Origin of the sequence: Rhizobium sp. BG4 (assembly GCF_016864575.1) — a bacterium.
Classification (GTDB): domain Bacteria; phylum Pseudomonadota; class Alphaproteobacteria; order Rhizobiales; family Rhizobiaceae; genus Rhizobium.
Window position 1 is genome coordinate 3,556,406 of record NZ_CP044125.1, and the last position, 26,493, is coordinate 3,582,898.

Annotated in this window: 27 protein-coding genes and 2 pseudogenes; 16 read left to right on the forward strand and 13 right to left on the reverse strand. The window is 56.6% G+C overall.

The genetic code is table 11. From position 1 onward, the window contains the following. Positions 1-64: 64 nt before the first annotated feature. On the reverse strand, positions 65-469 hold the full coding sequence (locus F2982_RS17815) for a hypothetical protein (protein WP_246777469.1): 405 nt from the start codon (positions 467-469) through the stop codon (positions 65-67). An 834-nt stretch (positions 470-1,303) separates the two neighbouring features. Here F2982_RS17815 and F2982_RS17820 point away from each other — a divergent pair. Both F2982_RS17820 and F2982_RS17825 read left to right on the forward strand, forming a co-directional pair. Continuing rightward, a complete protein-coding gene (locus tag F2982_RS17820; protein WP_203428617.1) occupies positions 1,304-3,616 on the forward strand; it encodes an oligosaccharide flippase family protein in 2,313 nt (770 codons plus the stop codon). Positions 3,617-3,634: 18 nt separating this feature from the next. Next, positions 3,635-4,078, forward strand: coding sequence for a YqaA family protein (locus tag F2982_RS17825; protein ID WP_246777470.1), 444 nt, complete (start codon positions 3,635-3,637; stop codon positions 4,076-4,078). On the opposite strand, the gene F2982_RS17830 is transcribed toward F2982_RS17825, so the two are convergent. Then, the gene (locus F2982_RS17830; RefSeq protein WP_203428618.1) at positions 4,036-4,560 is read right to left on the reverse strand and encodes a cytochrome b/b6 domain-containing protein; all 525 of its coding nucleotides are present in this window, start codon (positions 4,558-4,560) and stop codon (positions 4,036-4,038) included. The two genes, F2982_RS17825 and F2982_RS17830, sit on opposite strands and share 43 nt — an antisense overlap. A 65-nt stretch (positions 4,561-4,625) precedes the next feature. Then, the gene (locus F2982_RS17835; protein WP_203428619.1) at positions 4,626-5,180 is read right to left on the reverse strand and encodes a hypothetical protein; all 555 of its coding nucleotides are present in this window, start codon (positions 5,178-5,180) and stop codon (positions 4,626-4,628) included. A gap of 314 nt (positions 5,181-5,494) precedes the next feature. Between F2982_RS17835 and F2982_RS17840 the strand changes: the two genes are divergently transcribed. The 3 genes from F2982_RS17840 to F2982_RS17850 all read left to right on the forward strand — a co-directional run bounded on the left by F2982_RS17840 (position 5,495) and on the right by F2982_RS17850 (position 7,956). Next, positions 5,495-6,727: an acyltransferase gene (locus tag F2982_RS17840; RefSeq protein ID WP_203428620.1), complete on the forward strand. Its 1,233-nt coding sequence runs from the start codon at positions 5,495-5,497 to the stop codon at positions 6,725-6,727. A 514-nt stretch (positions 6,728-7,241) separates the two neighbouring features. Further along, on the forward strand, positions 7,242-7,613 hold the full coding sequence (locus tag F2982_RS17845; protein WP_246777566.1) for a DUF305 domain-containing protein: 372 nt from the start codon (positions 7,242-7,244) through the stop codon (positions 7,611-7,613). A 10-nt stretch (positions 7,614-7,623) separates the two neighbouring features. Beyond that, the gene (locus tag F2982_RS17850; RefSeq protein WP_203428622.1) at positions 7,624-7,956 is read left to right on the forward strand and encodes a four-helix bundle copper-binding protein; all 333 of its coding nucleotides are present in this window, start codon (positions 7,624-7,626) and stop codon (positions 7,954-7,956) included. A 48-nt stretch (positions 7,957-8,004) separates the two neighbouring features. Here F2982_RS17850 and F2982_RS17855 read toward each other — a convergent pair whose 3' ends face one another. Continuing rightward, positions 8,005-9,741 (reverse strand): AAA family ATPase, encoded by a 1,737-nt coding sequence (locus tag F2982_RS17855; protein ID WP_203428623.1) that lies wholly within the window; start codon positions 9,739-9,741, stop codon positions 8,005-8,007. A gap of 171 nt (positions 9,742-9,912) precedes the next feature. Between F2982_RS17855 and F2982_RS17860 the strand changes: the two genes are divergently transcribed. After that, the gene (locus tag F2982_RS17860; RefSeq protein WP_246777471.1) at positions 9,913-11,280 is read left to right on the forward strand and encodes a DUF882 domain-containing protein; all 1,368 of its coding nucleotides are present in this window, start codon (positions 9,913-9,915) and stop codon (positions 11,278-11,280) included. Positions 11,281-11,370: 90 nt separating this feature from the next. Beyond that, positions 11,371-11,949 (forward strand): cytochrome c, encoded by a 579-nt coding sequence (locus F2982_RS17865; RefSeq protein WP_246777472.1) that lies wholly within the window; start codon positions 11,371-11,373, stop codon positions 11,947-11,949. Positions 11,950-11,975: 26 nt separating this feature from the next. Here F2982_RS17865 and cueR read toward each other — a convergent pair whose 3' ends face one another. Both cueR and F2982_RS17875 read right to left on the reverse strand, forming a co-directional pair. Continuing rightward, entirely contained in the window at positions 11,976-12,431 is a 456-nt protein-coding gene (gene cueR, locus F2982_RS17870; RefSeq protein ID WP_203428625.1) for a Cu(I)-responsive transcriptional regulator, read from the reverse strand. A 12-nt stretch (positions 12,432-12,443) separates the two neighbouring features. Continuing rightward, positions 12,444-14,924, reverse strand: a complete 2,481-nt coding sequence (locus F2982_RS17875) for a heavy metal translocating P-type ATPase (RefSeq protein WP_203428626.1) — start codon at positions 14,922-14,924, stop codon at positions 12,444-12,446. A gap of 96 nt (positions 14,925-15,020) precedes the next feature. Here F2982_RS17875 and F2982_RS17880 point away from each other — a divergent pair, with 96 nt between their 5' ends. From F2982_RS17880 to arsK, 5 genes and pseudogenes are all read left to right on the forward strand, one after another. After that, positions 15,021-15,614, forward strand: a complete 594-nt coding sequence (locus F2982_RS17880) for an abortive phage resistance protein (protein WP_246777473.1) — start codon at positions 15,021-15,023, stop codon at positions 15,612-15,614. Continuing rightward, positions 15,536-15,781, forward strand: a complete 246-nt coding sequence (locus F2982_RS31590; protein ID WP_246777474.1) for an abortive infection family protein — start codon at positions 15,536-15,538, stop codon at positions 15,779-15,781. Before F2982_RS17880 ends, F2982_RS31590 begins: the two co-directional genes overlap by 79 nt. 127 nt (positions 15,782-15,908) lie before the next feature. Next, on the forward strand, positions 15,909-16,655 hold the full coding sequence (locus F2982_RS17885) for a sulfite exporter TauE/SafE family protein (RefSeq protein WP_203428627.1): 747 nt from the start codon (positions 15,909-15,911) through the stop codon (positions 16,653-16,655). 225 nt (positions 16,656-16,880) lie between these two features. Further along, entirely contained in the window at positions 16,881-17,237 is a 357-nt protein-coding gene (locus F2982_RS17890) for a helix-turn-helix transcriptional regulator (RefSeq protein ID WP_203428628.1), read from the forward strand. Next, positions 17,230-18,434 (forward strand): annotated as a pseudogene (gene arsK / locus F2982_RS17895) (arsenite efflux MFS transporter ArsK). The gene F2982_RS17890 and the pseudogene arsK overlap by 8 nt, the downstream one beginning before the upstream one ends. A 3-nt stretch (positions 18,435-18,437) precedes the next feature. Here arsK and arsH read toward each other — a convergent pair. From arsH to F2982_RS17930, 7 genes and pseudogenes are all read right to left on the reverse strand, one after another. Continuing rightward, positions 18,438-19,166, reverse strand: a complete 729-nt coding sequence (gene arsH, locus F2982_RS17900; RefSeq protein ID WP_203428629.1) for an arsenical resistance protein ArsH — start codon at positions 19,164-19,166, stop codon at positions 18,438-18,440. Next, positions 19,141-19,569: pseudogene (gene arsC, locus F2982_RS17905) on the reverse strand (arsenate reductase (glutaredoxin)). The gene arsH and the pseudogene arsC overlap by 26 nt, the downstream one beginning before the upstream one ends. A gap of 1 nt (position 19,570) precedes the next feature. Then, positions 19,571-20,629, reverse strand: a complete 1,059-nt coding sequence (gene arsB, locus F2982_RS17910) for an ACR3 family arsenite efflux transporter (RefSeq protein ID WP_203428630.1) — start codon at positions 20,627-20,629, stop codon at positions 19,571-19,573. Then, positions 20,629-21,156, reverse strand: a complete 528-nt coding sequence (locus F2982_RS17915) for an arsenate reductase ArsC (protein ID WP_203428631.1) — start codon at positions 21,154-21,156, stop codon at positions 20,629-20,631. The genes arsB and F2982_RS17915 overlap by 1 nt, the downstream gene beginning before the upstream one ends. Positions 21,157-21,171: 15 nt before the next feature. Further along, entirely contained in the window at positions 21,172-21,612 is a 441-nt protein-coding gene (arsN2, locus tag F2982_RS17920) for an arsenic resistance N-acetyltransferase ArsN2 (RefSeq protein WP_203428632.1), read from the reverse strand. After that, the gene (locus tag F2982_RS17925; RefSeq protein ID WP_203428633.1) at positions 21,609-21,962 is read right to left on the reverse strand and encodes a metalloregulator ArsR/SmtB family transcription factor; all 354 of its coding nucleotides are present in this window, start codon (positions 21,960-21,962) and stop codon (positions 21,609-21,611) included. The genes arsN2 and F2982_RS17925 overlap by 4 nt, the downstream gene beginning before the upstream one ends. Positions 21,963-22,153: 191 nt before the next feature. Beyond that, the gene (locus F2982_RS17930) at positions 22,154-23,455 is read right to left on the reverse strand and encodes a DUF5623 domain-containing protein (RefSeq protein WP_203428634.1); all 1,302 of its coding nucleotides are present in this window, start codon (positions 23,453-23,455) and stop codon (positions 22,154-22,156) included. Positions 23,456-23,694: 239 nt separating this feature from the next. Here F2982_RS17930 and F2982_RS17935 point away from each other — a divergent pair, with 239 nt between their 5' ends. The 4 genes from F2982_RS17935 to F2982_RS17940 all read left to right on the forward strand — a co-directional run bounded on the left by F2982_RS17935 (position 23,695) and on the right by F2982_RS17940 (position 26,405). Next, positions 23,695-24,201, forward strand: coding sequence for a hypothetical protein (locus F2982_RS17935; RefSeq protein WP_203428635.1), 507 nt, complete (start codon positions 23,695-23,697; stop codon positions 24,199-24,201). Positions 24,202-24,904: 703 nt separating this feature from the next. After that, positions 24,905-25,189, forward strand: a complete 285-nt coding sequence (locus tag F2982_RS32190) for a hypothetical protein (protein WP_348652520.1) — start codon at positions 24,905-24,907, stop codon at positions 25,187-25,189. Further along, positions 25,126-25,362: a multicopper oxidase domain-containing protein gene (locus F2982_RS32195; RefSeq protein WP_348652509.1), complete on the forward strand. Its 237-nt coding sequence runs from the start codon at positions 25,126-25,128 to the stop codon at positions 25,360-25,362. Before F2982_RS32190 ends, F2982_RS32195 begins: the two co-directional genes overlap by 64 nt. Then, entirely contained in the window at positions 25,314-26,405 is a 1,092-nt protein-coding gene (locus F2982_RS17940; RefSeq protein ID WP_348652510.1) for a multicopper oxidase domain-containing protein, read from the forward strand. Before F2982_RS32195 ends, F2982_RS17940 begins: the two co-directional genes overlap by 49 nt. Positions 26,406-26,493 lie beyond the last annotated feature (88 nt).

Here is a 26,493-nt window from a genome sequence, read left to right on the forward strand (position 1 = left end):
CAATGTCATTCCGGCGTGCGGTATTCGCAGCGCCTGGTGAGCCCGGCCGAACGGGATTGCTTATTCAGATATTAGGCGGACGATGAAGGACCGGCAGTTCGCCAACTGTTTCGCGATCATCGACGAACTGCCGGATGGCGGCGACGATGGGCCCGCCAACATCGTGGCCGTCGCAAATGATTCCAAATCCACCGCAGAAATCTTTGCAGCACTCTTGCTTGGCAATCTGATCGTTATCACCATCAGCTGCATTCTCGGCACCGGCATGGTGATGGGCGGCATGCTGACCCGGCGCTTTCGCCTCTAAATGAACAGCATGGGCCGTTGCGGAAACGTCCGCGACAGATACTTCGGGAAACGCGTTGCCATGCATGGCGGCGTTCGCATTGGACAACGTGTATCCTGCCAGTGATACAATGATCACCAGCCGCACAATGACGAGCATCTTGCTCAGTGCGATTCGATACATTTTGCCCATTCCAAAGAGCTACATCGAAAGCAGCTCAAGTTCAATCGGAGCGTCCTGCCTGTCAAAGATTCGCGACCTTTTCGAGGCGGACGAGGGAGCGTGTAGACCTTGCCATCGTTGTAAGGTCAACCTGCGTGATCAATGAATTCTACGTCATTCGGTCATAGCCCGACCATCTGGACGAATTGAATCAGGCTGCTTCTCCTCATAGAAAATCAGCCATGGCTAAGATGTCGAGAAACTCGCTGTGGAAAGCAGTTGCGATCTTGTGGTTCGCGATCTCGATGAGCTTTGGTGCGATTTCGTTATCCCTCGATCACGACGATACGGGGCGAGCTGACCAAGTGTCCCTCCACGAAAGTGCCAAAAATCATTGCGGAAAAGGCGAGCCTTCGGCAAAGGATCAGCACCAGAACGGGCGCTGCTGCAGCCCCACATGCAACTCTCCAGCCATCCTCACTGCGTTTGCGCAGGTTCGACTCCCGCAAGTCAGCGGGACGGAGCCTGACCCGGTCGTGTCGTCGCTCACGTCTCAATCGCCGTCTGGTATCCTTCGTCCGCCGCGAGCATAAGATCGCCGATCTCGCATCCTGCTTCCTGCCCGTCTGGGCCGAACGCGTCAGCGAGACCATCTCCATTTCAAATCACCTGGCTTGATGCGCCTCTTGGAGCCAACAGCCACTGTCTTTTTGACCTGAGCGCCGCGCTGAGCCGCAGAGCGCTGAAGGAGCCCTTATGCTTACTCATACGATGGCGAAGTTTCGCCGAATGCCGCGTCGTGTCTGCCGGACAGTGTGGGAGACCATGCCAGCGTCCGTCGCACAGACGCCAATCATGAATAAAACCGGTCGGTTCATCTATCGGCGGTTTACCCGAGATACCGTGAAAGTGCAGACGCACTTCACGCATTTCATGCGCAATCCACCTCTCCTGGATGCACTGACCCAACTGACCGGCAGGATGGAGACAGGTGAACCTCTCCGCATCGCCTCGATAGGATGCAGTACCGGGGCCGAATTGTACTCTGTGCTTTACACGCTTCGAAAAGCTTATCCAGGCAAGGAAATTTTCGGATATGGCTCGGACCTGTCTGAGGAGGTAGTCAAGGTCGCGCAGCTAGGAAGATACCAGCCAGGAAGAGCGGCTGGCGAAGGAGGAATGTTCCACGCTGGTCGGCCTGAAGTGGAGGCCTCAGAGGTCGCCGAGTTCTCCGGATTGATGGAGCCGGGCAGAGATGGGGTGTGTGAGGTCCACGACTGGTTGAAGGCTGGGACCTCATGGTTTGTTGCCGACGCAATCAAGGACGACATCGTAGCGATGATCGGACCGCAGGACGTAGTTCTCGCGAATAACTTTATGGGTCCAATGGATGATCGTTCAGCGGATCAATGTCTTCGTAATGTGATGGGTCTGGTCCGCCCAGGTGGCATCCTTGTCATCGACGGCGTCGATCTTGATGTAAAGACGCGGACCATCCGGGGTTCTCGGTTCACCCGGTGCTTATCAATCAGGACGCGATTTGGACTTCAGACGAGTCAAAGCAGGGCTGGCCGTGGTTGCGGTGGGCCGCTGAGCCAATTGACCGGAGCGAGCCAGACTGGCGGGTGCGTTACACCATCATTTTTCAGCGTTCACATTGATAACAGGGCGGCGGCGTCGATCAAGCCGCCGCTGCCCACGGAGGTCAACGATATGCTCAGACATGGTGTGTGGCTCTTGGGAGCTAAGATCGGGTCGCAGGCGATCCAGTTTCTGCTCTTTTTCATGGCGGCCAGGTTCTTGGAGGCGTCAGAGTTCGGTCTTTACGCCGTTTTGTCCGCCGTGATGACGTTGCTGACAATCATCGCGGAAGCTGGATGGGCCGAGCACCTACTGCGCACGGGTTACAGCCGATCATTGTTCCAGATAGTTACCTCGCTCTCTGTGGGAAGCGCCGGGCTCTGCTCGGTGATCTCTCTGGCGCTGGCTGGTTTTGTCGCGGCACTGGCCGGGCCCGCAGCGGGGACTTTGCTCGCCGTGTATAGTTTGGTGATCTTGCCAACCACTGTTGCCACCTCGTTCGAGGCCGCCCTCATATCCCAAGGGCATCTGAAAGCCCAGGCTACAGTCCGGTTGGTGTCAGAGTTTGCGGGGCTCGCAATTGCGGCCGGTGGTATGGCAACCGAACTCGGCGTCGTGTCATTGCCCTTGGGACGGTTTATGTCTCAGATTGTCGCCATTGGCTTGTATTTTTATCATCTGCGTGAGCGGCCATCGCTGCGCCCGACAGTTCGTGATGCCCGGGAACTGGCGGATTTCTCGTTCAACATCGTCGTCAATCGCCTCATAATATTCGCGGGCTCGTTCTGTAGCACCTTCGCAGTCGCAGGATTTCAAAGCGTCACAGATGCGGCTTACTACCGTGCGGCCGAGCGAATTGTTGCGGCCTTCTCGGAAGCCCTTGGGGAACCGACGCGAGCACTTTCCTGGATCATGTTCCGGCGGGGGTATGCTGAAGGGAAGGGAACGCTGCGGGAGTTCGTGGCAACGGCTTGGGTGGCGCTTTATGCAGTTTCCTTTCCCATCTTTTTCGTCCTGCTGCTGTTCTCCGGCGAGATCGTTGACAAGCTGCTCGGAGAGCGCTGGCACGCTAGCGCCCTTATCGTCTCAATCCTTGCTGTGAAGCAACTGCTGCTGCTGCCCGGCTACTTCAATGAACCCTTGCTATCAGTGACCGGGACGATAGCGAAGCGGCTGAAGATAACGATAAGGAATGTTGCGCTCCTCGTCGGGGCGACCTTCGCATTCGCGCCGCTAGGGCCCGTTATGCTGGCGATTGCCCAGTGCGGGGTTGCTGCCTACGGTCTTTGGTCGACGGTTGGTCTTCAGCATGACAGCGGGGGTCTGGAAGCGAAATCGACAGCGAGAGCGCTGTTGCATCGGGTTGTGCCAGCAGTCTTCTGCATGGCCGCAGCCTTCATCTGGCGCAGCGAGGCTCTGCCCCAGAGCCTGCAACCTTCCCTCAATCCCGTACTCGATATCGCCTTCGTCGTGCTTGTCTACTCAGTAGCGCTTGCACTTGCGCACGCGGTTTATAGGCTGAGGCAGAATAAACCAAATGTTACGGCGTCGAGAAGGCCCGACCAGCAAATCGGCCGCGTCTCATAGTTCGGATCGGGTCCAGGCGTGCTTCTGACTCTCACTTCCTATGCAGCTCTGTTTCTCACCGCTTTGGGCGCGGCAAGTGTTCTTCCGCTTCAGTCGGAGCCGGTGCTGGTCGGGATGATCATTTCGCAGAAGTTTTCGCTTTGGCTTCTCCTCGTCGTTGCCAGCATCGGCAACACGCTGGGCAGCGTGACGAACTGGTTCCTTGGGAGGGGCATCGAACGCTTCAAGGGGAGACGGTGGTTCCCAGTCACAGAGGAGCGGTTGAAGCGGGCATCAGACTGGTACCGTCGGTATGGAAAATGGTCTCTACTGCTGTCCTGGATGCCGATCTTCGGGGACGCGATCACCGTGGTTGCAGGGATTTTGCGGGAGCCGCTGTTGACGTTCACTCTTCTCGTGTTTGTCGCGAAATCCGGGCGCTACGTAGTTTTGGCATTTTTGACGGTCCAGGTCCTTGGCTGATCCGAACGTGGCAGCATCATGCGGTCGAGGGTGGCATCGCGACGAACCAACGTGTGCCATGCCGCAGCAACGAAATGTAAGCCCACGACAGCGAGAATGACATTCGACCCGATGACGTGGAGCGGCGCGACCGCAAATGTCACGTAGCTTGCGACCACGCCCAGCGCGGCCTGGAAGATGATGGCCACGTACATGCTGCCGTGGAGCAGGGCGGCCGCGAGATGCTGTCCTTTCAACCGCTTTCGAGGGCTTGGCGGCTGAAGCACTCGGAGAAGCAGGCGCAGTACCATTGCTGCGCCAATTAAAAGCCCGGCGTAGTTATGAATGGTGTGCTGGAGGATGTCGGAGGAAGCGGGCTGCATTCCCATGTGAACCGCGTGATGGGTTCGCTCAATGCTTCCGCCCGTCAGATACTGGATCGGCAAGAGAAGCGCGATAAACCAATGCATGACAATTTGGGAAAGATGGTATCCGTTGCGCATTGGTTCCCCCGCTTCTGGGAGTCACACTAAAGCGCTGGCGTTAACTTTACGTGCCCCGCATTCGATCAATTTTCCATTCTCTGATTCCTTGTAATCGAGGCGGTTACCGCGCCCTTACCCATGAGGTTGATTGGTAGGGTTAGGGTGAGTTCCTGCTTCTCCGGACCGTCGGGGGCCGAGTACCGCTTGAGGATTGTTCTTTCGCTTTGAACCGTATCTTCAAGCGTCGCGACCGTTTTTGCCACGATCTGCTTCTCGAAGAGCGAGACGTCCTGATTTGCTGCGGCGACGGTGCATGCCTCCACTGCACGGCCAGCAACTATATTCATGCTTGATGCTACCGCGACGAATGGATCATCCGCGATAATCCACCCTTTTGCGGCTGCTGCGTTTTCGCTCAGGGTGAATGCGACCACCAAGTCCTCCGCGAGCGGCTTCCATCGAGAGGCCTTGGCGAGGTCCTCAAGATGATCAAGGATCGGACCGTCGGCAAGACAGACGTTCTCGAAGACGGCCGCGCCGGAAATAGCTGAAGACCGAGGTTTTGCTGGAGCAGCAAGATTGGTAGAGGCCAATATCGCGAGCGTAGCCACGGACAGCTTTGATATGCCATCATACATGCGACGTTTCTCATCTTTCAATCTGCCGGGAGCCCTTCCAGGTCTAAGTCAACTCGTTGGATTGAATGCCGCATCCGAAGCTGTCCTTCCGTTCAATGTCATCCACGCGATCTTATGTGCCGCATTAACATCGCAGCCGAAATCGACCACCTGAGATAGCGCTCCATTCATCGAGGCGGTTTAAGTTAACGGCTTCTGCTCACTTTTACTAAATGTTTAGCTTATGGGCAGTTCGGAAGCCGGATGGATTTTCGAGCCCGCGCATGTCCTCTAGGTTGCTGGCGCACGCATTATCCGCGTGTGTGGGAACTGCAATGGCTCTTCAAGAAGCGACTTTATCTTTCGCCACGACCAAACCGGACGTCATCACCGTAAAGGCGGGCTCTTCGCGAACAATTGGGCCCGATCTTCTCCGTGCTGTTGCTATATTGCTGGTGATGCTGGTGCATTTGCCTCTGGAGGCAACGCCGTACGGATTGGTTACGATCCGCAACTATGGTTGGCTCGGCGTAGATGTCTTCTTCGTCCTGAGCGGCTATCTCATCGGTACGCAGCTGTTCAAGGAGATTGTCGAGACCGGAGGCGTCGACCTAAAGACCTTTTACCTGAAACGGGCGCTCCGCATTTTTCCCGCCTATTTTGTTGTATTGGCGCTTTATGCGTTCGTTCCGCTGTTCCGCGACACGCCGAACATGCAGCCCCTATGGCGCTTCGCGACTTTCACTGTGAACTTCGGTCTTGATCCGCGAACAGGAAACGCTTTCACACAGGCTTGGACTTTAAGTGTGGAAGAGCAATTTTATCTGGTCCTGCCCGTGCTAGCGATGGTTTTCGTAGGCCGTTTGTCTGTGTTCGCATCCATGGTCACGTTGATTCTCCTCGTTGCGGCAGGGGTCGTGTGTCGTTCTCTCTTGTGGGAAGGCCAGATCGGTGTGTTGATCGATGACGGTAGAGCGCGGGAAGCATTCGCCGTATACCTTAAGGACATCTACTACCCCACCTACACAAGATTGGATGGATTGCTGTTTGGGGTGTTTCTTGCTGCCGCTCGGTTCTTCAAGTCAGACCTATACAAGCGTTTCCTCCCGCCCTTGATCGCTATTCCACTCGGCTCTGCCCTGATTGCGATTGCAATTGTGCTCTTCACGATACGGGGGCCTCTGGAAGGGACAAACCTCTTCCTTGTTTTTCAGGCGATGCCTGGGGCGGTAGCGGGTTTCCCCCTGATTTCGGCGGGTATCGCGCTGCTGCTAGGGGCGGCGCTCGATGGAGAGCAGACGCTGCGAAATATACCGGTCCCCGGCGTGGCGGCGGTGGCCACGCTTTCTTACAGCTTATATCTGACGCACAAATCTGTTTTCAGCATCGACAGGGCGCTCATCGGGCAGGAGAATCTCACTGGTCTGTGGGGCTTCGCCGTCTACGGCGTGACCAGCTTTGCAGCGGCATTTTTGCTCTGGCTGGTCGTGGAGCGGTCATTCTTGCTTGTACGAGACCGCCTTCTTGTGAGTGGACGGCACAGGACGCAGTCAGCCAGCCGAGGTTAGGATCGCCGACCCTCCTTGTCCTTTCTTTCCGCTGCTCCACATTCCGTGGAACAATTTTCTAGCCGGAAGGTTCGGGGGCGGAAGGGATTTCCAGTTGCTGACGCTTGGCAAAAAAATCGGCCACATTTTCGTTGCTGCCGCCTTTGGCCTGATGATTGTCCTTATGGCAGGACCGTCAGCTGCCGCCGTGCCTGCAGTTCACTGTGTCACGACGAACTACCAGCAGCACTCGACAGGTGACCAGCATCACCAAAGCACTTCGTGCTGCACCGACATGCACTGCTGCCCGCTCATTCCCGCCCTTCCAGCTGCCAAAGCGCCATCGCCAGGGACGGACGCTGTTGGGTCGTGGATCGCAGCGGCCGTACCGCTCTTGCTGATCAGGGCAATCGACCCTCCGCCGAAGACGGCCGAGTTCTGAATCGTTTACCCGTAGATCAATAGGAGAATACTGATGAACAAGACCCCGTTTCTCGCAGCATTCGCTGCAGCCGCAGCTATTTCTGTGATCGCCATGCCAACGATGGCGCAAGAGATGGCTTATCCAGACAAGTGCAAAATGGAAGGCGGCATGGATATGTCGAAGATGGATATGTCGAAAATGGACATGTCCGGCATGGGTGAAATGACCGACTACCAGAAGGCGTCGATGGAAGGCATGAAGTCCATGCACATGAACATGATGCAGGGCATGATGAAAAAAGACGCTGACGTGTCGTTCATCTGCGGGATGATTGCTCACCATATGGGCGCGATCAGCATGTCTGAGGTCGAGCTGAAGTATGGTGACAACAAGGAAGCCAAAGAGATGGCACAGAAGGTGATCGACGCTCAGAAGAAAGAGATCACCGAAATGACCAAGTGGCTTGATAAGGAAGCAAAGTAGGGAGATCGTCATGCACCATCAATCAGAAGAGATGAAGCGCTGCATCGAAAACTGCCTGGCTTGCTACCAGGAGTGCCTTTCGATGGCGATGTCGCACTGCCTGGAAATGGGTGGCGAACACACGAAGCCGGATCACTTCCGCCTTATGATGGCATGTGCTGAAATGTGTCGGACGTCGGCGCATTTCATGTTGATCGGCACCGAACATCACAAGCACACCTGCCGTGAATGCGCGGAAATCTGCCGACAATGTGCGGCCGACTGTGAACGCGTCGGTGACATGGAAAGCTGCGTAGATGCTTGCCGCAAGTGTGCGGAAAGCTGTGAGCAAATGGCCGCTTGAATAGGCGAGGGCGGCTTTTCAAGCCGCCCTCGGTCGTCTTTGAAGCGATCAAACGACGGCTGCTTCCAAATCACTTATGACCGACCACTGGATTGCACCCTCGGGCAGCGGCTCATCGTGGTCCACCAAACCTCTCAGAAGCGCTGTGATTACCTTGCGGCGGCCTTCATCCTTCTCCAGGTTTTGCACTGCAGTGTAAGGCTTCTCCCCGGTCAGAGCGGTGTCAAAGAATGCTGCCTCGAAGTGCACTCTGGATGCGACAAGTCGAACCGTCTTGCTATCGAGCTGCTTTTGAACGGCGGTAAGGATGTTCTGGTTTGTCGTCCAGGCAGGATTGACGATTTCCTCTTTTTCACCGCTCTTCGGGTTCTTGCGCATCGTTTTCGGTGTGTCCGTGTCATGCAAGATCGAGTACCTCGCGCCGAACTGGTTCAGGATTTTTGCGAGCGAGGCAATCGTTGCCTTTCCTCGGGCTCGGATGACATGAACGTTCGGAAATGTCTTGTCCCCATCCATGATCATGCGGAAGGCCGAGTATTCCGTATCTCCTTCTACCAGGATCACCGACCCGCCGAAGAAAAACTCCGCTACGTAGGGATCGTAGATATTCAGCAGCTTGAGGTTTGTCCGGTCGCAGCTGTCGAGCTGCGCATTTTCAGGGCGATAGAGTGTCGTCCCGACGATTTCTCCTTTATCCTTGCGCTCGACTCGGACGATTGAGGTGTTGTCGCGCGAGAGGTCGATAAAGACCGGCGAATGCGTGGTGATCATCACTTGCCAGCCGTCCTTGGATGCCAGGTCGTACAGCACCTTGCAGGCATCCCTGATCGCGCTCGGATGCAGGCATAGCTCCGGTTCATCGATCAACAGCACGTTAGCCCGTTTTTGGTCTGGAGCGCTGTCTTTAAGAAGCTTTAGGGTGGCCCAGAGCATAGTTCGGCGAGCGCCGCTGCCTTGGGACTCAAGGTCCGACATATGGCCGTCCTTGTGACCCATCGTGAGCTTGCCGCCGTCCGGAAACAGCTTCAACGAGGACTCTGAGGCATCGGTGCTTTGCACGTACTCAACCGCGTGATCGATGAAGATCGAAGAGACGATCTCGTTCAACATCTTTTCCGCTTCTTCGATTTTTCCTTTGTTATGGTCGACGGCAAGTTTTTGAAATTCGGTAACGTCGGCTAGCAGCTTGTCGTACAGGTTCACGCCGTCTTTTGTCAGTTGCCGTGCCGAACCGATGATCGCTTTGCTGAGGAGATCATGTATTTGTTTTGCCTGCGCTTCTGGTGGGTCGAACGCCCGAACTGGATGTACAGCTGGTCGACGAGCGTTCGCAACGTTTGCCCAGCCCCATGGCTTCTTGTCATCCCACGATTGCTTATCAACGTTCCAGCCGAACCGAGTACCCTTGCCAGCTGCCGTCCAGACCCATTTTTCCTTGACGTATTTTCGGCCGCCTCCTTCGACAGGGTTTCCGTCGAGGTCTCCAATCCAGTGCTTTCCAGGATCGCCATCAACCACCTCGGTCACGAGTTCTATCTCGGTGGGCGTATCAGGATTTGAGATGCCGTTCGGGAAATCCTCCTGCTTTAGGTTACCCGGTTTCGATCCCTCGCTGACCGCAATCTCATAGGCTCGCAGGATCGAGCTTTTGCCCGAATTATTTGGTCCGACGAGAACCACGATATCGTCGAGATCGACTTTGACCGGGTCATTGCCGATACATCTGAAATTTCTTACCGACAGGGACCTTAATTTTCCCCGTTCGATATCCTGCAAGTCAGCCATCAAAGTCCCTCGGTTGATTCCCGAAATCACATTATCAACTAATGAGGGAGTGCCGCAACGCCGCAGTGAGAGCCGGTCTTAACGGTTTTTTGAGCATGTTTGTTAACAATGCTTAGTCACGAAAACCGAGCTGGCGTTGCTGTGACGCAGCCTTATGCAGGAGCGAGTTCATTGTCAAAGAAGGGAAGGGCGAACCCACGCTCCGAAAATTCCGCAAGGGGCTTACTCTCCAAGGTTTTGCTTGCTTCCTGTCTCGTGACTGCGTCGGCGACAACAAGCGGAGCAGCGCAGAACGAAGACAAGACGCTGAAGCTGTACTTTGGGAACACGGGTGAGCGAGCTATCATCACATACAAACGCAACGGTGTCTTCGACCAGAATGGCCTTGCCCAGCTGAACCATTTCCTTCGTGATTGGCGACGCAATGAAACGATCCGGATGGACCCGCGTCTATTTGATATCGTCTGGGAAATGTACCGTCGAAGCGGGGCAAGGGACTACATCAATGTCGTCTCCGGCTACCGCTCGCCGAACACGAACGCCATGCTCCGGTCGCGATCCTCGGGCGTTGCGAAAGAGAGCCAGCACACCCGAGGTAAGGCTATCGACTTTTTTATTCCTGGTGTGAACCTCGCTACTCTCCGCGCCATTGGAATGCAGATGCAGGGTGGGGGCGTTGGTTATTATCCACGGTCGGCCTCGCCTTTCGTTCACATCGACGTCGGCGGCGTTCGCGCCTGGCCGCGCATGAGCCACCAGGAGCTTGCGAAGCTTTTCCCCGATGGGCGGACCCTCCATCTGCCGAGCGATGGCAGGCTATTGGCCGGGTATGCGGAGGCTGTTGCGGAGTACAAGCGACGGGGATCGCTTTCGACTGTTAGCGTCGCAAGCTTGAGCACGGAAACGGGAAGCAGAAAGAGGAGCCTGTTCAGGGGGGCGGATGCTGAAGAGGCGAAATCCACTGCTGGAGCCAGGGCGTCGGCTGTCGCAGGGACAACTCCGAATTCTATGGTGGTCTCTTCTCCCGTCACGGCGTCCGGAAGCGCGGATGCAGTTTTTGCTGCGCCGGTTCCAGCGATGCGTCCGTCTGATAGCGTTCTCCTTGCGATGCTGCCGGTCAGGCCAGAGGAGGTTCACAAAGGCCTGTTGGCTGCTACTTCTGGCAACGAGGAATCCGACGATTTAGAGGATGAAGTCCTCGTTCCCTCGGGAGCGATCCCTGTACCAACCTTCGCGTCTCGCGCAAGCGAAGAACGAACGGATGACGAGATCGTCACGGCTTCAATCGAGCCGCAGCCTGAGTACGTCAAGGTCGCTCCTTTCGTTCCCAGGACTGGTGCCGTTGCCCTGTTGATCCCGGCTAGCGTTACTGGGGAGGCGACTGCTCATTTCGCCAAGAGCTATGAGACGGCCAACTTCGTCTCGCGGACTTTCTCCCACGCCACTTCGGGTGCATTTGATAGCAACCGTTTCGGCGACGATCCTTGTCCGCCTATGACTGCCAATACCGGTCGTCAGGCGATTGATCAGCCGTGCTGAGCTGGGACGAAGGCGGGAGGCTTGCTGTTTCAGGATCGTGAATCCGCCACATTCCCCGCAAACACATGCTTGCCTATTATGGGGACAAACGTGACAGAGCGATCACCTCGTGAAACGCGACGTCCAGCCGGTCTTGTTGCCGCTCTGACGTCAGCGATTGCTGTTGCTGTGATTGGCACAGCAGCTATCGGAACCGCTTCCGAAGATGTTGTCGCCGAACGACAGAACGACATGAAGCTTATAGCAGCTTCGGCGAAAACGATGGCAGAGATGTTCAAGTCACCAGGAACCTATGCCTCGGCAGCTTTCAGACAGGCCGCACAATCAATCAGCACACGTGCTGACCGTCGGCTTGCCGACCACTTCTCCAAGGTCACCGTGTCAGAGGGCTCCAAGGCAGCGGAGACGATAGCAGGCGATCCGGAAAGGTTTGCCGCCCTGGCCAAGGACCTGAAAACTTACGCGGATGCGTTGGCGGTCGCGGCGGAATCTCATCCCGGAGAGATGACCGACGACATGCGTATGAAACAGGGAGAGGCGATGGGCGGCGGTCCATTGGGCACCAGACTACGGGACGAGACGCAGCTGTCGAAAATGTCTGCCGAGCACGCCTTCCACCTGATGCTGCAGACATGTACCACCTGCCATGCTCGCTTCAGGAAGGAGTAGTCGCTTGATTGGGGTACGGGCAGCTGTTATCGCGCCTGCTCGGCTCTTAGACCGTTCACGCCGAACTTCGCCTTGATCTCCGGCATCTCTTCCTTGCCGGTGGCGATCTCGTCGATGATCGGGCAATCTGGCCGTTCATCGCCATGACAGTGACTGGCCAGATGCTTCAGTGTGCGCGACATCGCCTGAATTGCCTCTGCTTTCCGTTCAAGTTCCTCGACGTGCTCCAGCGCCATAGCTTTAACATCAGCGCTGCTGCGAGACTTATCTCGCCACAGGGCGAGCAATGTCTTCATCTGCTCGACCGAGAACCCCAAGTCCCTGCTTCTGCGAATGAACTTCAGGGTGTTGATGTCGTTTTCGCTATAGGTTCTGTAGCTCGCCTCCGTCCGGTGCGCTGGACTGATCAGTTTGATCTGTTCGTAGTAGCGGATCATTTTCGCGGAGACCCCGCTTGCCTTCGCGGCTTGTCCAATATTCATTTTTCGTCTCCTTCAAGGATTTGCAGAGCGCAGACGCAAGGCGTTGCCCAGCACGAAGACGCTGGACATAGCCATCGCTGCTGCAGCGAAAATTGGCGACATCAAGGTGCCGTTTACAGGATAAAGAGCGCCAGCGGCGACCGGGATCAGGCTTACATTGTAAGCGAAAGCCCAGAAAAGGTTCTGCTTGATGTTGAGGATCGTGGCCTTGCTGAGGGCTATCGCCTTCGGCACACCATTCAGGTCGCCCGACATCAGAACGACGTCGGCGCTCTCGATTGCGATATCCGTTCCAGTCCCGACGGCCAACCCAACGTCGGCCTCCGTCAGGGCAGGGGCGTCGTTGATCCCGTCACCGATGAAGGCGACCTTCCGTCCGCCTGAGCGGAGCCGTTTCACAGCCTCAACCTTACCTTCGGGCAGGACCTCGGCCACTACTTCGTCGATCCCCAGCTGCCTCGCGATTGCATTTCCTGTCCGTTTGTTGTCGCCAGTGATCATCGCAACCTTGAGACCGAGCGCGTGCAGCGCTTGGATGGCCGCTGGTGTCGTGTCCTTGACCGGATCAGCGACCGCAATAATGGCGGCAACCTTTCCGTCCACAGCCGCGTAGAGCGGAGACTTGCCCTGGTCTCCCAGCGCTGAGGCCGTGTCACTCAGCTCAGCCACCGAGATACCTGCTTTGACCAGCGCTCTGTCCGCGCCGACGAGGACTTTGTGGCCCTTCACAATCCCCTCGATGCCGAACCCGGGAGCGGCCTGGAAATCTGTTACCGAATGGAGATCGGTCCCGGCGTCCCTTGCCGCCGCAACAATCGCTTCGGCAATCGGATGTTCCGAGAGCACTTCCACGCTCGCCACCAGTTCCAGCACCTCGTCCTTCGCAAAGCCGTCGGTGGCGACGAAGTCGGTCAGCTCCGGACGGCCCTTAGTCAGGGTGCCGGTCTTATCCAAGGCAACGACATCCGCTTCCCGCAGACTTTGAAGGGCCTCGCCCTTTCGGAAAAGAATGCCCAGTTCTGCCGCACGACCAGTGCCGACCATGATCGATGTCGGTGTCGCTAGGCCCATAGCGCAGGGGCAAGCAATAATGAGGACCGCCACTGCGTTGACAAGCGCAAAGCTCAAAGCAGGTGAGGGACCGAGCAGATACCATGCTGCGAAAGTTGCCACGGCTGCCATAATCACGGCCGGAACAAACCAACCGGTGACTTTGTCGACCAGTGCCTGGATCGGCAGCTTCGATCCCTGTGCTGCCTCGACCATCTTGATGATCTGGGCAAGGAGGGTTTCGTTGCCGACTTTAGTGGCTTTGAAGGTAAATGAACCAGTTTTGTTGATGGTCCCGCCGACCACCTCGCTGTCGGCAACTTTTTCGGCTGGCACCGGCTCGCCTGTGATCATGGATTCGTCGACGAACGAGCTGCCTTCTTCGACCTTGCCATCGACAGGAATTTTCTCTCCCGGGCGAATGCGGATCACATCACCGGCAATCACCTCTTCTATCTGGACCTCAACAAAGTGATCGTTACGAAGCACGAAGGCCGTCTTCGGCTGCAGATCGACGAGACGCTTGATCGCTTGGCTGGTCTGACCCTTCGCCCGCGCCTCAAGGAAACGTCCAAGCAGGATCAGGGTCACGATGACAGCAGCTGCCTCGTAATAGACGTTGGCGGTGCCTTCCGGCAGTACAGTGGGCAGGAACGTGGCTACAACCGAGTACAGCCAGGCCGCCGATGTGCCGAGAACAACCAACGAGTTCATATCCGGCGTCCAACGTAACAGGTTGGGCACGCCTTTCCTGAAGAACTTGAACCCGGGACCGAATAGGACGACGGTCGCCAGCGTGAACTGGAGATAGAGGTTATTTTTCATGCCGATTGTGTCCATGATCAGCTCATGGACGCCTGGAATGAAATGAGAACCCATCTCCAGAATGAACAGCGGAAGCGTCAGTGCTGCGGAAAATATCAGCAATGCCCGCAAATTCGCGACCTCGGACGCTTTTTGGTCTGTCGCGTCATCTCGAATATCTGTCCGCTGCATACGGTGGACGTTGTAGCCCGCCTTTTGAACGGCCGCTTCCAGGGCAGCGAAGTCGGCAGCGCCAGATGCAAGGCGAACCGTCGCCCGCTCTGTCGCCAAGTTTACGCTAGCCTCGGCGACGCCGGGCACCAACTTCAGCGCCTTCTCGACCCTGGCAACGCAGGATGCGCATGTCATGCCTTGAATCTCAAACTCTTCGGTCGAGAGCCTTGGCTCATAGCCCGCGCGTTCAATAGCGGATAGAAGTGAGGACGTGTCAGCCGGGGCAGCGAAATGAACGGTTGCCTTTTCGGTGGCAAGGTTGACGGTCGCCGATGTGACGCCGGGGACCGAGGCGATTGCCTTCTCAACCCGGACGACGCAGGACGCGCAGGTCATGCCTTCAATGGCGAAATCGACCGATTTGAAGGGCCCTGCCGCAGCCTCGATCTTTAATAAAGCAGTCATCGGAGAAATCCTTTCCTTAACTGCACAGATATGTAAACCTTCCCATGACGGGAAGGTCAAGCTTCGAAAATATATAATTCGAGAGGGAGAGGAGACGTGGTGATCTATGAAGACGAATTACCCAGTTCGCTGCTGGAGAAAGCTACAATGATGGAGCAGCTTCTTACCGCCAGCGCCACAGGAAAGGAGGCTGATACGCATACATATGAGCATCTTCGGCAGGAATTCATGCTGGTCGACGAACTCAAGGACTTGCTGCCGAGCTTCGTCCGGACGAGCCGCACCCTCGAAACCTTCTGGCCCTTCATCAAGCGCACCGCTGGGACTTATGCCGAGCGCCGGGAGTACATTAGCCAAGCCTTCACGCCGCTAATCGAGCATTTGGAAGGGCGTAATCGACATCCAGGGGACAGCGTTACGTCGGACGCTCTGCTGACGTTTGATGCGGAGGGCGTTCATGCGGTTTGGCACAAGGCGTTGGCAAGACGGCAAAGCGATCCAGAAGGAGCGATCACTGTTGCACGGACGTTGCTAGAGACGGTTTGCAAGCGGGTTCTCGATGAGCTGGCGGTGAAATACACCGACAAGGAAGACCTTCCCCAGCTTATCGGATGGCGGCAAAGGAACTCAACCTTGCCCCCGACCAGCACACGGAGGAGCCGATTAAACAAATTCTCGGAGGTGCGATGACTTTAGTGAACGGGATAGGCACGTTGAGAAATCGTCTCAGTGATGCCCACGGACGGGGCGGCTCGCTTCCTGTGCGGCCATCACCACGTCACGCCAGCCTTGCCGTCAACACCGCAGGAGCTGTTGCAACTTTTCTTGTTGAAACGCTTGCTGCGAAGCGAACATAAGAAGTTTAGTGGGTGATGGTTCCGGGGCGTCCGTCAACTCCAAGCTATAGCGGCGTGTTCATGGCGCTGCCTTCATCCACGAATGGTTTGAACCGAAACCACCCTACCAGGACAGTCAGGATCGTTAGTGGATAGTGGGACCAGTGAGCTTGCCGCCGCCTTCTTCTTAATCGCTCTTCTTTACGCGGCCGTTGGGCAAGCCGGAGCATCAGGTTACATAGCTGTCATGGGCTTGGCAGGCTTCGAGCCCATCGCCATGAAGACGACGGCTCTGGTACTGAACTTGATAGTGGCTGGTATCGGAACCGCCGTATTCTTGCGAGCTGGCCGAGTGTCATGGCGAAGCGTTTGGCCGTTTGCGGCACTTGGTTTTCCCTTCTCTATGCTGGGTGGCGCTGTTCACTTGCCAGAGCAAGCTTATTTCCCGGTGGTAGGTATTGTGCTGATCGTCTCGGGAGCCCAGATGGCTCGATCCGCCTTTCGGGATAAGTCACGGGAAGCCGATCAGCCTCCTGTTGTCCCTCCTTTTGGCGCAGCGTTAGCAACCGGAGCGGTGATCGGCTTCGTTTCGGGGACGACTGGAACGGGCGGCGGCGTCTTTTTAGCTCCTGTGATCCTGGGCATGAATTGGGCGACGGCCAGGCAGTTGGCTGCCACGACCGCCGTCTATAACCTCATGAACTCAGCAGCGGCATTGATCGGAGCGTATGCAATATGGGACCAGGCTCCCCGCGCTCTTCCGCTCTGGTCGATTGCTGTGGCGGCAGGCGGCTTGGCAGGTGCTTTTGCTGGCAGCCGTTACCTTCCCGAGCGATGGCTGCGGTTCATACTGGCAGGCCTTCTGGTGATCTCAGGTGCCAAGCTGGTTCTCTGACGGGAGTATCATTTCGTCCTGAGGATCGGCTCGCCTGCCGTTCACGACGACTACAACAAGGTCTTGGTGTGGTAGGAACAGTCTGTAAAAGAACCTCGCAGCAAGGTTAAGTGCGGGAGCAGAAAGGCTGCACTTAAGCTTCCCTAGCGAATTCGCGGTCGAATACCTTGCTGGTCACCTTCATCTCTGTTATCGGTTCTTTGATAATTCAAGGAATATTGAAATATGAATGACCATCAAGCGCTTTTGTCATTCGCGGCACTCTCTCAGGCAACCCGGCTCGCGGTCGTCAGGGCACTGGTTGTCGTCGGACCGGATGGGTTGCCAGCGGGGATTATTGCAGACCAGATGGGGGTTTCCCCGTCGAACATTTCGTTTCATCTGAAGGAGCTTGAACGATCTGGCCTAGTTGTCCAGCGCCGTGTATCGCGCTCGCTGATTTACGCCGCGAATTTTGATGCCCTTGCGGACCTCATAAAGTTTCTCATGGAGGACTGCTGCTCTGGCCACCCGAGAATTTGCAGCTCAGTCGAGCAGTCGGACGACTGTTCCGCACTGACCGAGGACGCCAACCTTGCGTGAGAACAGTATTCACGTCGGTCTGGTTTCCGCTCTCGGCCTTACTCAAATTATTGGGTACGGTACGCTCTATTACTCATTCTCGATCCTCGCGCCTGGCATAGCAGAAGACCTTGGCATCAGCCTTGAAAACGTGTTCGCGATATTTTCAATCTCGCTCTTCATCGGGGGCTGTCGGCCCCTATCATTGGCAAGGAAATGGACAGGATCGGCGCTGCCACCGTTCTGACGGTCGGCTCGGTTTTGTCGGCACTGACGCTCATGCTTTGCGCATGGTCGCCATCGGTCGTCGTTTTCGCCCTGGCGATTATCTTGCTGGAGGTGTCCTCAGGCATGGTCCAGTACCAGGCAGCGTTCGCCGCTCTGGTAGAAAGCGATCCTAAGACGGCGTCGCGGAGCATCACCTACCTCACGCTGATTGGCGGGTTCGCTTCGACTATTTTTTGGCCGATCTCTGCCGCGTTGATGGGATATCTATCTTGGCGCGAAATCTACCTTATCTTCGCTGCTCTCAACCTTGTCATCTGTATGCCTCTGCACCTCTGGATGATACGGAAAGGCAGAGCCGAAAGCTCGAAAGCTACCAGGCGGGCACGCGAGCACGTCGTGGGCGCGATCCCGCTGGAAGGGCGACGTGGCGCAATGATCGTCGTCTCAGCTGCGTTCGCCATCCTTGGCTTCACATTGGCGTCGATCCTTGCTCATATGGTGCCGATGCTTGGTAAACTCGGTCTCGGTACCGCAGCCGTTGTTGTCGGCTCGTTGTTCGGCCCGGCGCAGGTTCTCAGCCGCCTGATCAACATGATCTTCGGCACGCGCTTATCACCGCCGATGTTAGCGGTCATCTCGGCCGGGTTGATGGTCACCGGCATTACCATTTTGGGCCTGACCGGCAACTCCCTTGTGGGTGCAGTCTCATTTGCAATCTGCCTTGGTCTTGGCTCAGGCATCAATTCAATCGCGCAGGGCAGCCTGCCCCTGTATCTTTTCGGAAGCGATGGGTACGGCTCGGTCACCGGCAAGATGGCGGCAGCGCGACTGGCAACAGGGGCGGCTGCGCCATTCATGTTCGCGACGGCGATGGCTCAATTCGGGATCGGATTGTCATTGTTCGCTACCGCTGCGCTGGGGATGGTCGGCATGGCCGCGTTTATCAGCGTCGCTAAGTCGACCAAGCGGAACTTAGCCCCGGCTGAGTGAATCTCAGATGGATTTCAGCTGCACTCGCTTTTCCAACTTCTCGGCATCTTCTTTCCGTTCGCTATAGCGGTCGGTGAGATAGGAAGAGGCATCCCGGGTCAGTAGCGTGAACTTGACAAGCTCTTCGCAGACGTCAACGACGCGGTCGTAGTAGGACGATGGTTTCATCCTGCCATCAGCGTCGAATTCCTGAAACGCTTTCGCAACCGAAGACTGGTTGGGGATCGTGATCATCCGCATCCATCTGCCAAGAATTCGAAGTTGGCCGACAGCATTGAATGATTGCGACCCACCCGACACCTGCATCACTGCGAGCGTCTTCCCCTGTGTTGGACGGACAGAACCGACAGCTAACGGAATCCAGTCAATCTGAGACTTCATTACACCCGTCATAGAGCCGTGCCGCTCCGGACTAACCCATACCTGACCCTCTGACCACTCGGACAGCTCCCGAAGCTCCTGCACCTTCGGGTGCGTGACCGGCGCTTCATCCGGAAGAGGCAATCCCTTAGGATCAAAAACCCGCACCTCGCATCCAAAATGCTCCAGAAGGCGCTGAGCCTCGAACGCCAGAAGTCGGCTGTACGATACTTCTCGAAGAGAGCCGTACAGAACCAGAATCCGAGGCTTGTGTGTCGAGAACGGTGGTCGTAGAGCATCCAGATCAGGCGCACGAAAATGCTCGGGCGATGCAGCAGGAAATGTTTCAGACAATGCGCTTTCCTTCGTCATCGAGTACGCGTTCGCCGTCTTCCTTGGTGAAGGGGCCCTTGAAGGCCTCACTCGGCAGAATATCCAGCACCATTTCGGAGGGACGTGACAAGCGAGTACCCAATGGTGTGACTACGAACGGCCGGTTAATAAGGATCGGGTTCTTCAGCATTGCATCAAGAAGCTGATCGTCAGACAGTTTCGGGTTGTCGAGGCCGAGCGCGGCTTAGGGCGTTCCTTTCTCGCGGATCGCCTGACGCACTGTCAGACCGGCATCTGCTATCATCTTGACGAGCTGTTCGCGCGTGGGCGGTGTCTTCAGATACTCGATGATCACTGTTGGTTCGATGCCAGCGTGCTTAATCAGCTCCACGGTGTTGCGTGAGGTCCCGCACTCGGGATTGTGGTATATGGTGACGTCCATTTCAGACCCTTTCGGTTGCTGTGTTCTTGGAGACGGCGGGTGATGCCTCGTACCAGCCCTTCGAGCGGTTCACGATCCAGACGACCGACAGCATGACAGGAACTTCGATCAACACGCCCACGACGGTTGCGAGCGCTGCACCGGATTGAAAGCCGAACAAGCTGATGGCGGCGGCTACTGCAAGTTCGAAGAAGTTGCTTGCTCCGATAAGCGCTGACGGCCCGGCAACGCAGTGCTGTTCGCCGGAGAGGCGGTTCAACAGGTAGGCAAGTCCGGAGTTGAAGTAGACCTGGATCAGGATCGGAACCGCTAGCAGCGCGATAATTGTAGGCTGCGCAATGATCTGCTCGCCTTGGAACCCGAAGAGCAGAACGAGTGTCGCCAACAAGGCAATCAGCGAAACCGGCTGAAGCTTTGACAGCATCAAATCCAATGCCCCTGTGGTTCCTTCGGCGGTGAGACGGCTCCTGAGCACCTGAGCAATGATGACCGGAACGATGATGTACAGAGCCACGGAAATTACCAGAGTATTCCACGGCACGGTGATCGCCGACAAACCAAGCAGCAATCCGACGATGGGCGCAAAGGCCACGATCATGATCGCGTCGTTGAGCGCGACCTGTGACAAGGTGAACAGCGGTTCGCCTCGCGTCAGATTGCTCCAGACGAAGACCATCGCCGTACAGGGGGCCGCCGCCAGAATGATCAAGCCCGCGATGTAAGAGCCGATCTGATCGGCAGGCAAATACGGCCGGAACAGCCAGCCTACAAATAGCCAACCAAGCACCGCCATGGAAAACGGTTTGATCGCCCAGTTGATGAAAAGTGTGACGCCGATACCGCGCCAGTAGGTCCCAACTCTTGCAAGGGACCGGAAGTCGATCTTGACGAGCATCGGGATAATCATCAGCCAGATGAGGATGGCTACGGGAATGTTCACCTTGGCGATCTCTGCCGCGCCGATTGTCTCAAAGACGCCAGGCATCAGGTGGCCGAGTGCTACGCCGACGACGATGCAAAGGAAAACCCAGACTGTCAGGTAGCGTTCGAACGTCGACATCAGCTGGCCTTCTCCTGTGAAATGCTTGCCCCTTCCATTCGGCCGATCTGCCGAAGCTGCTGCTCCAGTGCGAGTTTTTCGATGGACGACAGAGGTAGGCTGAGGAAAGCAGTAATGCGGTTTTTGAGGAACCGCGCGGCGTCCGAGAAAGCGCGGGCCTTCTCAAAGTCGGCTCCTTCTACGGCGGCCGGGTCTTCAATCCCCCAGTGTGCCGTCATCGGATGGCCTATCCAGACAGGACAGGCTTCTCCAGCAGCGCTGTCGCAGACGGTGAAGATAAAATCCATCTTCGGAGCGCTGGGATAGGCAAAAACATCCCAGCTCTTGGAACTGAAACCCTCCGTGGGGTAGCCAAGCGCTCTTAGTGTATCGAGCGCAAGCGGGTGGACTTGTCCCTTCGGCTGGCTGCCAGCAGAAAACGCCCTGAAGCGTCCTTTGCCCTCGGCATTAAGGATGGATTCACCTAAGATAGAGCGTGCGGAATTGCCCGTGCACAAGAAGAGCACGTTGTAGGTCTTGTCGGTCATGGTCGTGATCCGTGGTTAAGTTCGAGATCGGGTTAGTTTCATGACGGTTGCGGAAGCTGGGCAAATGCCGGACAATTGTCGCGTGGCCATGACATCGGCAGGAACGTCAGCGCGGTTCACCGCCTCGAAACCAAGCTTCTCAAAGAACGATGCAGCCGATGTTGTCGCGAGGTAGACCGCCGCGTGTTCGCCGACGAAAGCCAGCGTCTCTCGCACAAGCAAAGCTCCAAGTTCCTGCCCTCTGTGTTCCGGCAGGACAACGACCGAACGAAGCAGGGCGTCGTCGCCGCACGCTTCAATTCCAGAGTAGCCGATAGCCTCGCCATCCTCGTTGGTCGCGCAAAAAAATGAGCGGTCAGTGTAGGCCAAGTCCTCAATTGGTAGGCCAGACGCCGCCAGGGCGACTTTCAAGCCAGGATCGGCTCCTTGTACGGGCGTCAGAGCAAGTCTTGTCATGATGGCCGCACTCCTGGCTCGCAGCACGGTGTCAGTTCGGCGATCAACGGAGCGCAAAGCTCGCTCGAACCGCCGCAGCAATCCTTCAGCAGGAACAGCGTTAGGTCCCGGAGAGTATCCAGCTTTGCTCTGTAAATGATCGAGCGGCTATGTCGCTCACCGGAGAGCAAGCCCGCTTGGGACAAGGTCTTGAGATGGGCCGACATAGTGTTCTGCGGGATGTCGATTGCAGCAGCAAGCTCGCCTACCGGTAGGCCGTCGGGCTCGTGCTTAACAAGCAGCCTGAACGTTTCGAGGCGGGTGCCCTGGGCAAGGGCGGCGAGAGCTGCGATAGCTTTGATAGAATCCATATATCCAAGATAATGGATATATCCGATGTGTCAATCAACTTTATCCGCGTTCGAAGCGATGCGCGTTTCGGTACAGGCGGAGCTGTCGGAAACCCCCTTCCAGACCTGAAAGCTCGTCGAACATCGCCCCAAGACGGCCGCGTCGCGGAAAGTACGCCAACGCGGCCACTGACCCCGGGTCAATGTTGCTGTTACTTCCAGTTCATCAGCGACTGCACCGCCAAGTCGAGCTTGCGAAGCAAGGCGCGGACGGGCTGGCAATCAGGATATGCAGAGCCAATCAGTTCCTTGGCTTCCATAAGCCGCTCAATGTGCACGTCGCGACCAGCGAGACCACGCTCATCATCGGGGACAGTCACACGCTCCCGGTAGTAGAGTTCGAAAAAGACATCATTGGGAAGTGCCTCGTGGTCGTACTCCATCTGGACCCAATCGTCGAGTTCTGACCGAACAGACCCAAGTCTGTTAGCAACGCCAGCTCGATCACGGGTCGCCGACAGCACGTCTTTAAGCAGTTGCCCGACCCGCTGGTGCGTTGGGACAGCCATTTTTGCATTCGGCCGCCGTCCTGATGCCATGACCATTTTGAAGGGGACGGTATCAGCAGCCGCGCGGGAAGGGCGCTTTTGCTTTGGCTTCAAAACCTTTGCATTGGCGTCGCGTTCCTGCCCGGGTGACCTGAAATACTCGCCATCTGGCACATGAACCTGCTTGCAGTTCTCCGGCACGGTCGCAGCCTGAATGTGGGACAAGTCTGCAAGAACAGGGCCGATAGGCAGTCCCCTCTTTCCTTCCGTTGCAAGATAAAGCTCGCTACCACCCTCGGGATAATACATCCCCGGCCAGATTGCTCTGGCGACTTCCCATCCATTCCGGCGGCCCCAATCGGCACGTTCGTCCTGGCGGTCCTTCACTGCGGCTGCGTAAGGCTCGTCGACGTAGATGTACCGCCTCGATTCCGGATCGAACCAGCTGCTTCCGTGGTCTCTACCCGGCAGTCCACTCCCACGCCCGTCACTCACGGGCACAGCCTTTGAAGATGGCTGAAGTCCGGTTGCCGCCATGAATTGCAAGGCCCGCGCTGCCTTGCAAGCCAATGCGAGTGCAGATGAGCTGTCGCTAGTCATCTCACAGTAAATAAGGTCCGACGCTGAACGCTTGAAGTACGCCAGTCCGCGTGCGTGCTTGTAGTTCCTACTGGGAACAATCTCGTCCAGCGCCTTGGGGAGAGCTACTTGTATGATCTTGCTGCCGCTGATCTTCGTCTTCGGGTCACGCCAATAGACGCTGATGAACGTCGAAAACTCAGACGCGATAGTAGTGGTGCTCGAAGCCAATATCGAGCGCCGGGCGTGCTGATAGTTCGAGAAACCTGCGCGGGACGAAGCGCGGTCGAGCCCGATTGAATGAGCAACGCCGTCATGCTTCGAGATATCTCTCGCTAGGCGCTTGATTCCTTCGATGGTGGTGGGTGTGACGTCGTGAACGGACATGTTTTCTCTCCCAGACTCTTTTGAAGCGTCACCCGTCAACCACCTCGCGAGCCCGATCAAAAACATGAACGGGTGAGCGTCTAACCTAAGGCAGTGCTGTCAACAGCTTCGCAACTGACGGGCGGCGTGCTCCTGCCGGGAACAACATAAAGATAGTTGGGAATTGCGTGGCTTTCAAGTCTCTCGCGGCTGGCGAGCTTCGGCCCTTGCTGTATCAGTTCGTTTGACGGGAGAATGTCGTGGATTCGCTGAAGAATTTCGTCAGTGACGATTTCGGGAAAGCCATCTTCACGGTGGCGGGGACCCTGTTGGTCACCGGTTTCGGTGTCTGGCTTGGAGCATTTAAAGAACTTTTCACCGACTGGTGGCGGCGCAGAAGGCAAGCGCGATACCACGCCATGTTGCTTGCCGTGACGCTGGACCAGCTTGTTGACGATTGCATGACTGCAGCGTTCGACGACGGGATCGCAGATCAGGAGGGTGAGCGAGTCACGACGTCGGCAAATCCGGCTATTGTTTGGCCCGACGCTTTAGATTGGCCGCTCCTCAACACTGAGGTTATGTACCGCTGTCTGCTGTTGCCGGGATGGTCAAAAGCGCCCTCGAAAGCTTGGCCTTCATCTCGGAGAACATTGCCGGTCCGCCGGACTATGAAGAATATTTCGATGAGCGCCAGCTTCGATATGCCGCTATCGGGCTCTCAGCGTTCCATCTGCTTGACCGCATCAAAGGTGACTACGGCCTAAAGTTTGAGAGCCAACGGAAAGGCGATCTGCGGAAATCATTGGAGCAAAAGATCGAGGAGATCGAACTGGATCGGGAAGAAGCACGCGTCTCAAGGCAACGGCTTCAGGATGAGATCGCTCTGAGAGATTCTGACGGGCGATATGACAGGGCTCTCGGGCCGCTTCAGATTGATTGATCCTTCTTTAATCCCGCTGAGCCCGCTGAAGGAACCGCTCGCGGCTCCTGTCTCCATCTGGCGGCGATCAGCCGCATCCGGTTGCCGCCTATGCGTTCGCATTGTACATTGGTCCTATGAGAGCAGACTGGGCAGCAGGGCTGGTGCGCATGATGGCGAGATTGCTTCTAGCTCTCGTTGTTTCTGCTGCGGCCGTATCGAGCGCCCATGCCAGCTGCGAGCTGAGTACCGTAGAAGGCCGGACGGCTGCTGCACACATCACGCATCAAGAACACTCCGCCCCTTCAAAAGCGCCGATGTGTTGCGTTTCGGTTTGTGCATCCTGCGCGGTGCCGTTGCTTGAAGCAATGAGCGGCCCATCGTTGGCTGTTCAAACGGTCTCGTACGTTTCCACCTTGAGAAATTTTCATGGGATTTCGGTGGCCCCGGGCCTCGATCCGCCCCGTTACAATTCCTGATCCCAGCTGAGGCTTTGCAGGCCTTTTCATTATTGTTCGGCAATAGCCGACAGGAACAGGAATACGTTTATGAAACGTCGTGATTTTCTCACCAAGACTGTTACCGGTGCCGCCGCTTACGGCGCTTTAGGCGGTCTTCCAGATGCTATGGTCAGGGCAGCTCCGAACTCGGCCGCAGCTCATGAAACGGCTCCCCTTCAAACCCTTGAAATCGTCAAACGCGTTATCGAGGTGAACGGAAAGCCAGCCAACGTGCTCGGGCTCTATCGCCCGATGGCCAGCCCGGGTTGGTGCTCGATGCTGACACTGCCTTCAACGTCCAGCTTTCGAGCCAGATCGACCAGCCGACCTTGATCCACTGGCACGGTCTCACACCGCCCTGGGACCAGGATGGCGTACCCGACAATCCGGCAGCACCCATCAAGCCTGGCGAAAACCGCGCCTACAATTTTCACCTTGGGGCTGGGGCACCCATTGGATGCATGCCCATACGCTTCAAGAGCAGAGCCTGCTGGCTGCACCCTTGATCGTGCGTACTGCGGAAGACAAAAAGCGCGATGAGCAAGAGGTGGTTGTCCTGCTTCACGATTTTTCGTTCAAGACTCCTGAGGAGCTTCTCGCCGGTTTGCGGAAACCGTCTGACAGCACGGCAACACCTCATGACATGACCGGCATGGACATGACCGGCATGGATATGGGCGGAATGTCCCATGATGCCGGTGGATCGGGTATGGCCATGGGCAATGCTTCGTCGATGACCGGAATGGACATGCCCGCGATGGATATCAACGACATTGACTACGACGCCTATCTTGCCAACGACAGGACGCTCGACGATCCGGAGGTCTTTCAGGTTGAAAAGGGCGGCCGGGTCAGGCTGCGGTTGATCAACGGTGCTGCGGCTACCGCCTTCACGATTGACACGGGGAAGCTCGATGCAAAACTTGTGGCGGTTGACGGCCAGGATGTACAGCCGATCCCAAGAATGATGTTCCCGGTGTCGATGGGGCAACGCCTCGATATTCTGCTGCAGATACCGAAGGAAGGGGGCACCTTTCCTGTGCTTGCGTTGCGGGAAGGAGCCCGAGAGCGCACCGGGGTAGTTTTGTCCACCGTGGGGGCTAATATCTCGAAGGTCGCGCCGGTCGGTGAAACAGCGGGTCCCTTGGTAGGCCTCGATCTGGAGATGCGCCTTAAGCCTACAAGTCTTCCGGCGGAACGGCATATCGACAAGTCGTTCACTCTGTCCCTGACGGGTGACATGGCCAAATATTCCTGGGGTATCAGCGGCGATCCCTTAACGGTTTTTCCTGGCGACCGCGTAGAGATCGCCATCAGGAACGGATCAATGATGTCACATCCGATGCATCTACATGGTCACCACTTCCAGGTCACCCAGATCGAGGGCAGAAAAGTCAATGGCGCTTTACGCGATACGGTATTGATCCCGAGCCTGTCGCAGGTGTCGATAGTGTTCGACGCTCATAACCCCGGCCGATGGCCGTTGCATTGTCATCATCTCTATCACATGGTGAGCGGGATGATGACATACGTCGGGTATGAAGCCTGACGTTTGCGGCCGCGCCTTCGTTGCTCTCAAAGGGCGGTCGTCTGCCAGGCAAGGTTGGGCAAGCCTTGTCTGGCTCCAACTTTGCGCA